At 70.0% G+C, this 14771-nt stretch carries 12 protein-coding genes; all 12 read left to right on the forward strand.

From position 1 onward, the window contains the following. Positions 1-768 precede the first annotated feature (768 nt). The gene (locus BKH33_RS00995; RefSeq protein ID WP_043538619.1) at positions 769-1620 is read left to right on the forward strand and encodes a tetratricopeptide repeat protein; all 852 of its coding nucleotides are present in this window, start codon (positions 769-771) and stop codon (positions 1618-1620) included. After that, positions 1617-2717: an HAD-IIA family hydrolase gene (locus BKH33_RS01000; protein WP_003780278.1), complete on the forward strand. Its 1101-nt coding sequence runs from the start codon at positions 1617-1619 to the stop codon at positions 2715-2717. The genes BKH33_RS00995 and BKH33_RS01000 overlap by 4 nt, the downstream gene beginning before the upstream one ends. An 86-nt stretch (positions 2718-2803) precedes the next feature. Continuing rightward, positions 2804-3058: a hypothetical protein gene (locus tag BKH33_RS01005; protein ID WP_043538613.1), complete on the forward strand. Its 255-nt coding sequence runs from the start codon at positions 2804-2806 to the stop codon at positions 3056-3058. A gap of 1 nt (position 3059) precedes the next feature. After that, positions 3060-3932, forward strand: coding sequence for a TlyA family RNA methyltransferase (locus BKH33_RS01010; RefSeq protein WP_003780314.1), 873 nt, complete (start codon positions 3060-3062; stop codon positions 3930-3932). Positions 3933-4006: 74 nt separating this feature from the next. Further along, positions 4007-4966, forward strand: coding sequence for an NAD kinase (locus BKH33_RS01015; RefSeq protein ID WP_003780271.1), 960 nt, complete (start codon positions 4007-4009; stop codon positions 4964-4966). Beyond that, on the forward strand, positions 4963-6831 hold the full coding sequence (gene recN / locus BKH33_RS01020) for a DNA repair protein RecN (RefSeq protein WP_003780269.1): 1869 nt from the start codon (positions 4963-4965) through the stop codon (positions 6829-6831). The genes BKH33_RS01015 and recN overlap by 4 nt, the downstream gene beginning before the upstream one ends. Next, the gene (steA, locus tag BKH33_RS01025; protein WP_003780293.1) at positions 6828-8033 is read left to right on the forward strand and encodes a putative cytokinetic ring protein SteA; all 1206 of its coding nucleotides are present in this window, start codon (positions 6828-6830) and stop codon (positions 8031-8033) included. Before recN ends, steA begins: the two co-directional genes overlap by 4 nt. A 57-nt stretch (positions 8034-8090) precedes the next feature. Next, on the forward strand, positions 8091-9020 hold the full coding sequence (locus BKH33_RS01030; RefSeq protein ID WP_003780256.1) for a copper transporter: 930 nt from the start codon (positions 8091-8093) through the stop codon (positions 9018-9020). 106 nt (positions 9021-9126) lie between these two features. Continuing rightward, positions 9127-10065, forward strand: a complete 939-nt coding sequence (locus BKH33_RS01035; RefSeq protein ID WP_003780254.1) for a hypothetical protein — start codon at positions 9127-9129, stop codon at positions 10063-10065. Beyond that, on the forward strand, positions 10065-11726 hold the full coding sequence (murJ, locus tag BKH33_RS01040) for a murein biosynthesis integral membrane protein MurJ (RefSeq protein ID WP_076142450.1): 1662 nt from the start codon (positions 10065-10067) through the stop codon (positions 11724-11726). Before BKH33_RS01035 ends, murJ begins: the two co-directional genes overlap by 1 nt. Further along, positions 11723-12883 carry a glycosyltransferase family 4 protein gene (locus BKH33_RS01045; protein WP_003780280.1) on the forward strand — a complete coding sequence of 387 codons (1161 nt, stop codon included), beginning with the start codon at positions 11723-11725 and terminating at the stop codon, positions 12881-12883. Before murJ ends, BKH33_RS01045 begins: the two co-directional genes overlap by 4 nt. 69 nt (positions 12884-12952) lie before the next feature. Then, positions 12953-14767: a CTP synthase gene (locus BKH33_RS01050; RefSeq protein WP_003780308.1), complete on the forward strand. Its 1815-nt coding sequence runs from the start codon at positions 12953-12955 to the stop codon at positions 14765-14767. Positions 14768-14771: the final 4 nt, after the last annotated feature.

Genomic DNA, 14771 nt, shown 5'->3' on the forward strand with positions numbered 1-14771 from the left:
ACACCACCGAGCACACACCACAGGTATCGGGTCGGCCTTCACAAATGACGTGAAGGCCGACCCGATACTTTTGTCGTCGCTATTCACTCAACGTCAGGGGGCATACGCCCTCTGAGATACGAGATCCGCAGAGCGCGGAGCCGAGCGCTGCGCGCCACACCCGTGCTACCGGGTCCTGCTACGCCCACGGCCTGAGGTCCGGGTAGGCTCCTCCCAGGCAATCAATGACAGCGAGGGAACTGACGGCAGTTCCGGAGCGAAAGAAGGACCATGGCGTATCAGGATCGTCGGCACCACGCGGATCACGGCGACTCAGGTAGGCGTCGTCGAGACGGTGACCGTCACGGCTTCGGGAGCCGCAAGCGTTTTGAAGGCGACCACTCGTCTCGGAGCCGGTCCCACGACCGACACGGAGAGTCCTCTGACGCTCCGGTGCGTTCTCGGCGTCCGAATCATGACGAGCGCACCTCTCGCCAGGACGGTCAGCGGTGGGACGACCGGCGGGGTGAACGACGTCGAGATGGGGGCTTCGGTGAGAGGCGCCCTGACCGAGGCGGTAGGAGGACAGGTCGATTCAACGACCGTTCCGGGAGGGGGGACGGCCGAGACAGACGCGATGATCATCGCGGTCGCCCGCCACAGCGTCAGCGCGTTCCTGAGCCTCCTGTGCCGGACGAGGTCGAACCCGCAGACCTCGAGCGGGGCGCCAGGAATGAGCTGCGTGCCCTGGGGCGAGCCAACGCCGAGAACGTCGCCCGTCATCTTGTGATGGCTCAGCGGCTGCTGGAGGACGACCCTCAGACGGCCTACGAGCACGCCCGCTACGCCACATCCCACGCGGGTCGCGTCGCCGTCGTGCGGGAGACCGCCGGTATCGCTGCCTACCTCGCAGGACACTACAACGAGGCGCTGCGTGAGATCAGAGCCGCCAGGCGACTGTCCGGCATCGATCTGCACAGGGCTATTGAGGTCGACTGCGAACGCGCTCTGGGGAACGTCGACAAGGCGCTCCAGGCCGCGAAGGCGGCCGACCCACGTCGGCTCGACGAGATCGAACGCGCCGAGCTGGCCATGGTCGTCTCCAGCCTGCGCCACGAGATGGGGCAGACCGATCTCGGCCTCATCATCATCGAGGACGCCATCAGGGCGCGTCCCTCCGACAGCGATGTCCTCAGGCGCCTGCACTCGGTGCGAGCCGACCGGCTTGAGGAGCTCGGACGCCTCCGTGAGGCCGCTGCCATCCGGGACCGCATCGGTCCGGAACCGACTGAGGAGGACGAGGTCGAGGTCTTCGACATCGAGGAGGACTACGACGCCCAGATGCCGGATCAGGACTCCCCAACCGGTGAACAGACCGACGTCGTGGCGGACGCTCGGGCCGACGACACCGAGGCCTCCGGAGAACCTGCTGAGGCCAGCGCGGATACGGTCGCAGACCTCGGCGCTGCCGACCAGGACGATGACGCCGAGTGGTCGCAGTCCTTCGCTGAGCGTGTTGAGGCCGAGATGGCCGAGCTGCTTGAGGAAGCGGGTGAGACTTCGGCCTCCCCCAGTGACGCCACTGACGAGACAACCACCATGACCACGTCCGCCGACGACGCCCTCGAGGAGCCCCGATGACCTCGCCCGAGCCGACTCCCACGTACACCACCGCCACGCTCCTCGGCAGCGACGAGCCCCTGTGCGCCGCATACGACGTCGCGCTGCTGGACCTCGACGGCGTCTGCTTCGCCGGCGAGGCCCGGGTGCCCTATGCGGCCGACAACGTCAATGCAGCCCGCAAGACCGGAATGCACCTGTCCTTCGTCACCAATAACGCCTCGAGGGCCCCTCAGACGGTTGTCGACAAGCTGGCGGCCAATGACATCGTCGCCGCACCGTCCGAGGTCTTCAGCGCCGCCATGGACGCGGCCGCCATGCTCACCGAGCACGTTGATCCCGGTTCCATGGTCCTCGTCGTCGGGGGAGAAGGCGTCCGGCAGGCCCTCCTTGACGAGGGCTTCCAGGTGACCAGCAGCGCTCAGGACGAGCCGGTGGCCGTTGTCCAGGGATGGGACCCGGCGGTCGACTGGGCCCTGCTGTCCGAGGGCGTCTACGCCATTAACGCCGGCGCTCTCCACGTGGCCACCAACCTCGATGCGACCCTGCCGACCGAGCGGGGCTTCGCGCTGGGCAACGGCAGCCTCGTGGCCGCCATCGTCAACGCCTCCGGTCAAGAGCCCCTGGCCGGGGGCAAGCCCTTCCCGGGCATCTATACCCGTGCTCTCAAGCGGGCCGGGGGTACCAAGCCGTTGGCCATCGGTGACCGTCTCAACACCGACCACGTCGGGGCTCGAGCCGCAGGGATTCCCGGGCTCCACGTGCTTACCGGTGTTTCGGGTGCGCGCGAGGTCATCACCGCTGCGGCCACCGAGCGCCCCAGCTTCCTTCACACCGATCTACGCGGTCTGACCGAGCCCCATCCCGCACCCGTGCGAGTCGTGCGCGAGGGCCAGGAGTGGTGGCAGGTCGGCGGCCGGTGCGCCCGCGTCGTCGATTCCGGACTCGAGCTGGACGGTGTGGGGACCGTGACCTCTCAGACCGGTGGGCCCGTGCGCATCGACCTGGACTCCTACCGGGCTCTGGCCGTGGCCGCATGGGCCTGGACCGACGCCCAGGTCGCTCGGGGTGAGGCCGCGGCGCTGGAGCTTCCCGAGATCGAGGTCATTGAGCCCTGAGACACCCGCCGGGTCGGTCATACTCCTCAGGAGGAAAAGAGGCGTAGCAGCAGCACGCGTACGAACGATATCGAGGTGAGTCAGAAATGAGCCGCAACGAGCCGCAGACCTGTGTCCCACAGGAGACGGCGCCCGCTCCCGGCTCCGCCCGTACGGCAGGGCCCAAGGCGCCGGTGCCCGCGCCTCCGCGAGCCGACGCCGCCCTCACTGCTGCCTATGGCCTGACTGACCACTCTGACGAGCTCGCTCAGATCGGGACGATTCCTCTGGAGGAGCGCGCCGGTGCGCTGGCCGCCATCCACGAGGAGCTCGTCTCCGTCCTGCACGCGGCGGAAGGCTGACATGGCCCGACTCATCCGCATCGACTCCGAGCTCGTGCGCCGCGGGTTGGCCCGCTCTCGCACGCACGCCGCCACCCTCATCTCCGACGGCCACGTCACCCTTGACGGCGAGGTGGTCACCAAGCCGGCCCGTCAGGTCAATCCGGCCCAGGCCATCGAGATCCTGGTCCCCTCCGGAGATGACTACGTCTCGCGCGGCGCCCACAAGCTTGCGGGAGCCTTGGAGGCCTTGGGGCAACGCGGACTGGCGCCTCGCGTCGAGGGTCGCCGCTGTCTGGACGCAGGTGCCTCGACCGGAGGCTTCACCGATGTTCTTCTGCGCCGCGGCGCCGAGCACGTCGTGTCCGTTGACGTCGGCTACGGCCAGCTGGCCTGGTCCCTGCGCTGCGACCCTCGCGTCACTGCCCTGGACCGAACCAACATCCGCACGCTGGACCCCGCCGCCGTCGCTCCCGCCCCCGAGCTCGTGGTCGGCGACCTCTCCTTCATCTCTCTGACCCTCGTCCTCGAGCCGTTGCTGCGGGCCGCAGCCGACGACGCCGACCTCCTGCTCATGGTCAAGCCCCAGTTCGAGGTGGGTAAGGAGCGGATCGGCCACGGGGGAGTGGTGCGCGACCCGCAGCTCCACGTGGAGACGGTCCTGGCCGTGGCTGAGCGTGCCCATGGTCTGGGAGTGGGAGTCGACGCCGTGACCGCCTCCCCGTTGCCGGGCCCCGCCGGTAACGTCGAGTACTTCCTGAACATGCATGCCTCCCGCGCCGGGAGCCCCGAGGACCTGCGCGGCGACGACCTGCGTGCCCAGGTCGAGGACGCCGTCGCCTCCGGCCCCGCCGCAGCAGGTTTCCGACGAAGCAGAACGAGGACCCGACCATGAGCAAGCTGAGCCCGTCATGCCCCACCGGTGCGGCTGAGCCGACGGATTCGCACCACCAGAGGATTTCGCGCGTCATGCTGCTGCAGCGTGACCTCAACGACAAACCGGTCCCCGTCCCCAGACCCAGTGCGCCCACGGCCACCGCCGTGGCCCGGGCCTCGGCGGCTCTGCGCTCCCACGGCGTCGAACCCGTCGGTCCGGAGTGCACCGACCACGTCGACCTCGTCCTCGTCCTCGGCGGTGACGGCACGATCCTGCGTGCCTTCGAGGTCGCCCGCGAGCGAGACATCCCCCTGGTGGGTATCAACACCGGGCACGTCGGTTTCCTGGCCGAGGCCGACCCCGACGGCATCGAGCAGGTCGTTGCCGACCTCGTTGCGGGTCGCTACACCGTCGAGACCCGCACCACCATGAACGTGGAGGTCATCTCCCCGGACGGTACGGTCACCCGTGAGTGGGCCCTCAACGAGGCGGCCCTGGAGAAGCGCGACCGCGCCCGAATGATCGAGGTCGCCATCGGCGTCGACGGCCAGGCCGTCTCCTCCTTCGGCTGCGACGGCCTCATCATGTCCACGCCCACCGGCTCGACCGCCTACGCCTTCTCCTGCGGTGGCCCCGTCATCTGGCCGGAGGTCGAGGCACTCCTCCTGGTGCCGGTGGCCGCGCATGCCCTGTTCACCCGCCCCCTGGTCCTGGGGCCCGACTCCTGCATGGAGGTCGTGGTCCAACGAGCGGGCTTCGGAGGCGCCGAGATCTGGTGCGACGGCAGGCGCAGCCTGGACGTCCCCGTCGGCGCCCGGATCCGAGTCAGCCGGGCGGAGCGTCCGGTACGCTTGGCCCGTTTCAACGAGGCCCCTTTCGCCAGCCGCCTGGTGCGCAAGTTCGACCTGCCCGTGGAGGGGTGGCGAGCCTCCAGCAGCGCCGATGAGGCCTACTCGGCCGAGGATGAGGCGCTGCACCAACCGATGGTCTGCACTGCCGATGAGAGCGCCGACGTCGAGACCCGGCGGGACTCCTCGGGAGGAACGTCATGATCGAGTCCCTGCACATCGAGGACCTCGGTGTCATCGAGGAGGCTGATCTCCCGCTCAGCCGTGGCCTGACCGCGCTGACCGGTGAGACCGGCGCCGGCAAGACGATGGTGCTCACGTCACTCGGGCTGCTGCTGGGCCAGCGTGCCGAGACCACTATCGTGCGCACAGGCGCCGAACGCAGCCTGGTTGAGGGGGCCTTCCTCGTCGACCCCGACTCGCGCGCCGCCTCGCGGGCTGTTGAGGCCGGGGCCGACCTCGATGACGACCTTCTCCTGGCCTCTCGCACGGTTCCGTCCACCGGCCGTTCCCGTGCCTATCTGGGAGGACGATCCGTTCCGGCCTCGGTGCTCAGCGAGGTGGGTGGCCGGCTGGTCTCCGTCCACGGGCAGGCCGACCAGCTGCGGCTGCGCTCGGCCGCGGCCCAGCGCGCCGCCCTGGACTCCCTGGGAGGCCCCGACCACGCCGCCCTGTGCCGCCGTTACTCCCAGGCGTACCAGGCACGCCGGCAGGCCGCCCAGGAGCTCCAGGAGTGGCAGGCCTCGGCCCAGGCCCGGAGTGTCGAAGTAGCCCAGCTGCGCACCTGGCTCGAGGCTCTGGAGGAGGTCGACCCCCGCAGCGGTGAGGACCGGGACCTGACGGCGGAGGCCGAGCGGCTTGACCACGCCGAGGATCTGCGCTCAGCCGCCACCGGGGCCCGCACCGCGCTCAGCGGCGAGGAGTCCGCCACTGGCCAGGCCCCCGACGTCGTCTCGCTCATCGCCTACGCGCACCGCAGCCTGTCCACCGAGTCCGAACGCGACCCCGCCCTGGCCGAGCTCGCCACGCGCACCCAGCGCCTGGGCATTGACGCGGCAGACATCGCCGCCGAGCTGGGCGGGTACCTGTCCTCCCTCAGCGCCGATCCGGCCCGTCTCGCCCAGGTCCAGGACCGGCGCGGAGAGCTCGCTCGTGCCTGCCGGGAGATCGGCGGCCCCCAGGAGCGGATCGATGACGTCGACGCCCTCCTGGCCTGGGGCGAGCGTGCCGCCGCGCGCCTGGCCGAGCTCGACGGCCCCCAGGACACCGCCACCGTCCTGGCCGAGCGCTTGGCCACCGCCGATGAGGAGCTGGCGGATGTCGGTGACGAGCTGAGCCGGGCCCGCCGGCGGCTCGGCGAGCGTCTCGAGCAGGCCGTCACTACGGAGCTGGAGGGCCTGGAGATGAAAGGGGCGCGGCTCGTCGTTGCGCTGGAGCCCCTCGACGAGGCCGGGCCCACCGGCCTTGAGCGCGTCGCCCTCGAGCTCGTCTCCCATCCCGGTGCCCCCGCCCTGCCTCTGGGCAAGGGAGCATCAGGAGGTGAGCTGTCCCGCATCATGCTGGCCCTGGAGGTGGTGCTCGCCGACGCCGCTGCCTCCGCGCGCCCCTCGACCCACACCCGCACCCTCGTCTTCGACGAGATCGACGCGGGTGTGGGAGGCCGCGCCGCCAGGGAGATCGGCCGGCGTCTGGCGCGTCTGGCGCGTCACCACCAGGTCATCGTGGTGACGCACCTGGCCCAGGTGGCGGCGTGGGCCGATACCCATCTCGTGGTGCGCAAGGAGACGGTGCCCGACCCGGTGGCAGCCTCGGCGACCGGACCGGTGGGTGGGGCGGAGTCCCCGACATCCTCACTCGACCCCACGCTCTGGGAGTCCGTGAACGAGTCCCGGACGAATGTGAGAAAGTCTGAGCCGGGGCGCACCCGCACCCAGGTCGTCGTCGTCGAAGGCCAGGAGAGACAGCGCGAACTGGCCAGAATGCTGTCGGGACACGAGGACTCCCAGGCCGCGGTCCGGCACGCCGCTGAGCTTCTCCAGGAAGCAGTCGTGGGACAATCCGATCCGTGAGGAATCCCTTCCGCAGAAGATCTGCGTCCGTCTCCGAGCTGCCCAGCGGTGTCGTACGCGTCGATGCACGCACCAAGAAGCTCACCAAACGCCTCCAGCCCGGCGAGATCGCCATCATTGATCACACCGACATCGACCGGGTGGCCGCCGAGGCACTGGTCGAGTGCGGCCCCTCCGCGGTCCTCAACGCCTCGCCATCGATCTCCGGGCGCTACCCGAACCTCGGCCCGGAGATTCTCGTCGACGCCGGCATCCCGCTCGTTGATGACCTGGGCCCCGACGTCATGCGCCTGCACGACGGCCAGCGCGTCGCCGTTGAGGGCGGCACCGTTCGCATCGCGGGTAAGGAACAGGTCATTGCTGAGGGCTCGGTCCAGACCAAGCAGACCGTCGCCGACGCCATGGAGGCGGCCAAGAAGGGACTGGCCGTCCAGCTAGAGGCCTTCGCCGCCAACACCATGGAGTACATGCGCGGCGAGTGGGACCTGCTTCTCAACGGCGTCGGCATGCCCACGCTGTCCACGCAGATGGGCGGCAGGCACGTCCTGGTCGTCGTACGCGGCTACTCCTACAAGGAGGATCTCCAGGCCCTCAAGCCCTACATCCGCGAGTACAAGCCCGTCATCATCGGTGTCGACGGGGGAGCCGACGCCGTCCTGGAGGCAGGTTTCAAACCGACCATGATCGTGGGCGACATGGACTCCGTGTCAGACAAGGCGCTCACCTGCGGCGCTGAGGTCGTCGTCCACGCCTACCGCGACGGGCGGGCTCCGGGCCTGGCCCATGTCGAGGAGCTCGGGGTCGAGCACCACGTCTTCGCCGCCACCGGAACCAGTGAGGACATCGCCATGCTCATGGCCGATGAGGCCGGCGCCGAGATCATCGTGGCCCTGGGCACGCATGCCACCCTGCTCGAGTTCCTCGACAAGGGACGCGCCGGCATGTCCTCAACCTTCCTGACCCGGCTCAAGGTCGGTGGCCGCCTCATCGACGCCAAAGGCGTCTCCCAGCTCTACCGCACCCGCATCTCAGGATGGTGGCTGCTGCTCCTGGCGCTGTCCGGCACCTTCGCCCTGGCCATCGCCCTCATGGCCACCCCGGCCGGTCAGACCTTCCTAGGACTGTCCGGCGCCGTGTGGGACGACGTCGTCAACTTCTTCCGCTCACTGGTGGGCCTGGCCCCGAACTCACCCACTGTCTAACGACCCCCGCCCATCTGAGAGGCAGCGCCTCTCACGGTCATCTCCAAGGTCTCAACCATGATCGACTTCCGCTATCACCTGGTATCGCTCATCTCCGTGTTCCTGGCCCTCGCCGTCGGCGTCGTGCTGGGCGCCGGTCCTCTGCAGAACTCACTGGGAACCGCGCTCAACGACCAGGTCACCGCCCTGCGCGAGGACCGTAACGCCACCCAGACCAAGCTCGAGCAGACCGAGGCAGCGGTCAACGAGCGCGACTCCTACATCACCCAGGCCGCCAGCACCCTCCTTCCCGGGACCCTGGCCTCCAAGAAGGTCGCCCTGGTGCTCCTGCCCGAGGCCAAGGCCGAGGACGCCGACGCCGTCGCCACCCAGCTCAAGACGGCCGGCGCCACCGTCACCGGCCGAGTCAGCCTGACCACCACCTGGGTGGACGTGTCCCGGGAGAACTACCGCTCCACCTTCTCCGGTCAGATCCAGGGCAACCTGGGCGGAGCCGGTTCCAAGGACGCCAACGGCATCCTGGGGGAGGGGCTGGCCAAGGCCCTGACCGGCAATGACGAGGCCTCCCGAGCCCTCATGGACCTGCTGACCGTGGACACCTCCGGTACTCCCTTCGTCACCGTGGACTCCGCGCTCACCGCTCCCGCGGAGATGATCGTCGTCGTCGGACCACGGCCCCAGGCCGCCTCCGCCAAGGGCGCCACGGTGGGGCCCTCATCAGGGCAGGACCCCAAGGCCTGGGCCAAGGCCCTGACCGGTACGGCCTCTCGGGCCACCACGGTCGTTGTCGGGTCCGCCGACGGCGACGACAACGTGGTCACCGTCATCCGCTCGGAGAGTGCGAAGGTGACCACCGTGGACTCCGTCGGCCAGGTCGCCGCCTCGGTCTCCGCCCCCCTTGCCCTGGCCTCCACCCAGGCCGGAACCGTCGGTCACTACGGCTTCGACAAAGGGGCGGACGCCGTCATGCCACCAGTGTCCAAGTAGCCCCGTCGGCTCCGGCCGACTCGGCATCTCCTGCGGATCAGGCAGGCCGACGCCATTGGGCCGCCATCGCCACCGATCCACTCGCGCTCTGCCTTAGGCTGAGACCATGGCTGGCACGATCACGCGAGTAGGCACCTGCGCCCGACGCCTGGCGCAGGTGGGGATCAAGGCGGCGGGCGTCACCCTGTCCTGGTCGGCCTCCCTGGCACCCATCGCCCCGAGCCTGGACCGGACCAACTTCCACGGCCGCACCGTGAGCCTGCGCGGGGGCGTGGGCGTCGCCGCCGGGTCCGTCATGGCCGCGATCGACACCGGCCGGCTCCTGCGCGGCGCATCCGCATCGCGCTCCTCAGCGCCGCGCCGCGGCTCACGGGTGCGACTCGCCGCCACCCTCGCGACGGCCGCCGGAGGGTGCGCCGGCCTGGTCGACGACCTCGACGCCGGAGCCCACGACGGCGACGCCCCCGCCAAGGGGCTCAAGGGGCACCTGACCGCGCTCGCCCACGGGCGCGTCACCACCGGGGCCCTCAAGATCGCCGTCATTGGCTCGGGCGCCCTTGTCGGTGGGGTACTGCTGGCCCGTGACCGCAGCGCTGCCGCAGGCGGCCGAGCACTGGCAACGAGTGCCATCGACGCCGCCTCGAGCGCTGTCGTCATCGCCTCCTGGGCGAATCTTCTCAACCTTCTCGACCTGCGTCCCGGCCGGGCGCTCAAGACCGCCTCCATCGTGAGCGCGCCCCTGCTGGCCACTCCCGGGCGCGACGGCGAGCCCACCCGGCTGCTGGCCGCGGGCACGCTGGGGGTCAGTCTCATCGCCCTGCCCGAGGACCTCCTGGAGAACACGATGCTGGGCGATACCGGGGCCAACGCCGTCGGCGCCCTGCTGGGCACCGCCCTGGCCTGCCACCCCAGCCGGGCGGTGCGTGCCGGAGCCGCCCTGAGCGGCATCGGCCTCATCCTGGCCAGCGAGAAGGTCTCCTTCTCCCGAGTCATCGCCGACACCCCGGCCCTGGCGGCGCTCGACGGGCTGGGGCGCCGCCCCTGATGACGGCTCAGCAACGCCGCGGCGGCCTGCTCTCAGTGGCCGGCTCGGTCGCCGGCCTGACCCTGGTCTCCCGCGCCCTGGGCTTCCTGCGCTGGCTCGTTCAGGCCGCCACCGTCGGCACCGGCACGGTGGCGGGCGCCTACACCACCGCCAACCAGCTCCCCAACACCCTCTACGAGGTCGTGGTCGGCGGGGTTCTGGCCGCCACCGTGGTCCCGCTCCTGGCCGCCCCGATCGCTGCGGGCAGGCGTGAGGAGGTCACCGCCACGGCCTCCGGGCTGCTCGGTCTGGTCCTGGCCGTGCTGACCCCGCTGTCTCTGGTCCTCATCGTCTTCGCCGCCCCCATCGCCGCCCTCTTCCCCTCCTCCCAGGGGGTCGACCCCGCGCTCCAGCACGAGCTCGTCGCCTCCTTTCTGCGCATGTTCGCCCTCCAGGTGCCCATGTACGGGGTGGCGGTGGTCCTCACCGGTGTCCTTCAGGCCCACAACCGCTTCACCTGGCCTGCGCTGACCCCGATGCTCTCCAGCCTCGTTGTCATGGCGACCTACGGCCTCTACGGGGCGCTGGCCGACGGCGACGACGCTGCCTCCGTCCCCGCCCTGCAGGTCCTCGGCTGGGGCACCACCCTCGGAGTAGCGGCGCTCAGCCTGCCCCTGCTGTGGCCGGTCCACCGGCTGGGACTGGGACTACGCCCCACTCTGAGGCTGGGCGGCTCACAGGCCCGGCGGGCGCTGCGCCTGGGCGGGGCCGGAGTATGGACGATCCTGGCTCAGCAGCTGAGCGTCCTGGTGGTTTTGGCCCTGGCCCGCTGGGGAGGACAGACCGGTACGGCGGCCGTCTACCAGTACACGCAGGCCGTCTACGTCCTTCCCTACGCGGTGCTGGCGGTACCGGTGGCCACCGTCCTCTACCCCCGCCTCACAGCGGCCTTCGAGGCCGCCGCTCACCGGCGGGCCGCGCCCGGCACCGCCGGCGCGGACAGCGCCGTCACCGGGCTGGTCGCCACCTCGACGGCCCTGGTCACCGCCGTCGCCGTCGCTGGGAGCGCCATGCTCCTGGCCGCCAGCGACGCCGCTGAGCGCTTCTTCTCCTTCAAGCAGGTCGACGGGATGGGGCAGGCCCTGGCGGTCCTGGCACCGGGACTGATCGGCTACGCCCTCATCTTCCAGGTCACCCGGGTTCTCTTCGCCGCCGACCGCTCCCGGCCCGCCGCCCACGCCACGGTGGCGGGATGGCTGACGGTCGCGCTGGCCTCCGCTGCCTGCGTGCGCCTCATGGCGCCATCGGGCGGTGACGGGGGAGCCACGCTCGTTGCACTCGGAGTGGGTACCACCGTGGGAATGACGGTCGCAGGAGTCGGCCTGCTGACGGCCCTGGCCCGCATCATGGGAGTCCGGGTGCTGCGTCCGATCCTCACGGCTCTCGCCACCGGGCTCCCGGTGGCCATCGCTGCCGGTCTGGCGATCCGAGTCGCAACCACTCACGTGACCTCCCTGAGCCTGGCGGTTCTGATCGCGGTGGCGGGAGCAGTCGCCGCCGCCGGCGTCGTCCTGGCAACGATCCACCTGGCCGACCGCAGCCTCCTGCGGACGGTGCGCGGCGCCCGGGCGACACCCACGGACATAGGTGACCTCGCGGACAAGAAGAAGGGGAAGGCATGAGCACCAGCGCCGTCGCCGGACCGAATGACTCTGACGCCCCGCAGCAGTCCGCTAGGCGCCTGCGGATCCTCCAGGTCAGCGGATCGGCCGCTGGAGGGGTCCGTACGCACCTGGCCGACTGCGCTCGGATACTGGCCGCTGACGGGCACGACGTCATCGTCGAGGCCCCCGCCGCGGTCCTGGACGGGCTGGACGTCGCCCCTGCCCGCGCCGAGGCGCTCGAGATCGGGGCCCGTCCGAGTCTCGGCGACTCTCGCGTCGTGGCCAGGCTGCGTCGCCTGGGGCGTCGGGCCCACACCGTCCACGCCCACGGCCTGCGCGCCGGAGCCTTGACCGCCCTCGCCCTGGGCCGACGCAGGCGCGGTCGCACCCGGCTGGTCGTCACCCTCCACAACCTCACCGTCGGAGGCCGCCTGACCACCCTGGTAGGGGAGAGGCTCGAACGGCTCATCGCCTCGCGCGCCGATCTCGTCCTGGCCGTCAGCCCCGACCTGGCCGAGCGGGCGTGGGGCCTCGGTGCTGCGCGCGTCGAGCTGGCCGTCATCCCCGCGCCGCTCCTGCAGCCACCATCCGAGCCGACTTCCTCGGGCTCCACGGCGCCGGAGGATGTCTGGCCCCAGGAGGGTGCCCGCATCCTGACCGTCGCCCGCCTGGCGCCCCAGAAGGGCCTGTCGCTGCTCCTCGATGTCGCTGCGGCCCTCTCCCTCGAGGCCGAGGCCGGACGCCTGCCGGCCTTCACCTGGGCCCTCGCCGGAGACGGGCCCTGCCGTGAGGAGGCCGCTGAGCGCATCGCCGCTGAGCACCTTCCGGTGACCCTCCTGGGGCGGCGGACCGACGTGCCCTCCCTCATGGAGGCCGCCGACGCCGTCGTCCAGACCAGTCTGTGGGAGGGGCAGCCCCTGACCATCCAGGAGGCCCTGCGCACCGGTACTGCCATCGTGGCCACCGACGTCGGCGGCACCGCCGTGACCGCCAGAGGAGGGGCCGTCCTCGTCGTCCCCGAGGCCCAGGCCATCGCCGGGGCGCTCGCCACGCTCCTGACCGATCCCGAGGCCGGTTCCCGAGCCCGCCTCAGTGCGCGTCAGGCCGCAGGACTCCTTCCCGGACCCGAGGATCTCGCGGCCCAGCTGCGCCAGGTGGTTCTGGCTCAGGACTGAGCGCAGATGACATAGGCAGGACGCGAGTGCGTCGGGCAGGTTTCGTCGGGCCTGCTACGTTGAAACTCCGTGATCAACGCAGTCTCACGTCTTCAGCCCACCCAGGTCCCCGTACCGTGCCACATCTTCGTCACTGGCGGCGTCGTCTCCTCCCTCGGCAAGGGATTGACCGCCTCTAGCCTCGGGCGGCTCCTACGGGCCCGCGGCATCAGCGTTGTCATGCAGAAGCTGGACCCCTACATCAACGTCGATCCCGGCACAATGAACCCCTTCCAGCACGGCGAGGTCTTCGTCACTGACGACGGCTCTGAGACGGACCTCGACATCGGGCACTACGAGCGATTCCTCGACGTGAGCCTCTCCGGCAAGGCCAACGCCACCACCGGACAGGTCTACTCCACCGTTATCGCAAAGGAGCGGCGAGGGGAGTACCTCGGCGACACTGTCCAGGTCATCCCGCACATCACCGACGAGATCAAGCGAGTCATGCGCGCTCAGGCCGAGCCCGATGACGACGGCAACCTCCCCGATGTCATCATCACCGAGATCGGTGGCACCGTCGGCGACATCGAGTCCCAGCCCTTCCTCGAGGCCGCCAGACAGGTGCGCGCCGATCTAGGGCGCGACAACGTCGCCTTCGTCCACGTATCCCTCATCCCCTTCCTGCCCGCCGCTGGAGAGCTCAAAACCAAACCCACCCAGCACTCGGTGGCCTCACTGCGCAACATCGGGATCCAGCCCGACGCCCTCGTCCTGCGCACCGACCGGCCCCTTCCCGAGGGCATCAAGGGCAAAGTGGCACTCATGTGCGACGTCGACCGTGACGCCGTCATTGAGTGCAAGGATGCCGCCAGCATCTACGAGGTCCCTCCGATCCTCCACCGCGAGGGCCTGGACGCCTATCTCGTCCAGCGACTGGGCCTGACCTTTCGCGACGTCGACTGGACCGAGTGGAACAGCCTGCTCGAACGCGTCCACGCTCCCAGACACCGCCTCGAGGTGGCGCTTGTAGGCAAGTACGTCGACCTGCACGACGCGTACCTGTCCGTCTCCGAGGCGATCCGTCACGGCGGCTTCGCCAACCACGCCCGCGTCGATATCCGCTGGGTGGCCTCCGACATCTGCGAGACGCCTGAGGGAGCCCAGCGGGCCCTTGCCGGCGTCGACGCGATCGTCGTACCAGGAGGTTTCGGCGTGCGTGGGATCGAGGGCAAAGTTGGTGCTCTGCGCTGGGCCCGGGAGCACCGCGTCCCGACCCTCGGGTTGTGCCTGGGACTGCAGTGCATGGTCATCGAGGCCGCTCGCAATCTCCTGGGCCTGAGCGCGGCCTCGTCCACTGAGATGGAGCCTGACACTCCTGATCCGGTCGTAGCCACCATGGACTCCCAGCGTCAGATTGTCCACGGTGATGGGAACCTCGGAGGCACCATGCGCCTGGGCTCCTACCCAGCGGTTCTGACGGAAGGTTCGATCGTCGCCGAGGCCTATGGAACCAATGAGGTCAGTGAGCGCCACCGCCACCGCTTCGAGGTCAACAACGGCTACCGGGAGCGCCTGGCCTCGGTGGGGTTACGTGTCAGCGGTACCTCCCCGGACGGCCGCCTCACTGAGTTTGTTGAGCTCGACCGCAGCCGGCACCCCTATTACGTCGCCACCCAGGCCCATCCCGAGTTCCGGTCCCGCCCCACCCGGGCCCACCCGCTGTTCACCGCGCTTGTGCGCGCAGGACTGGATCGTCGTCGGGAGGTCTACGCCTCTCACCGGAGTGGGGAACATGTTGTCCCAGGTGATGAGCTGGCCGAGCGCTTCACCGGTGCCAACAGCGACAACGGCGATACCATCAAGGACGCCGATGCGCGCAGCGACGACGCGGACAGCGAGTGAAGGA

The organism is Actinomyces naeslundii (assembly GCF_001956585.1).
Taxonomy (GTDB): Bacteria; Actinomycetota; Actinomycetes; order Actinomycetales; family Actinomycetaceae; genus Actinomyces; species Actinomyces naeslundii.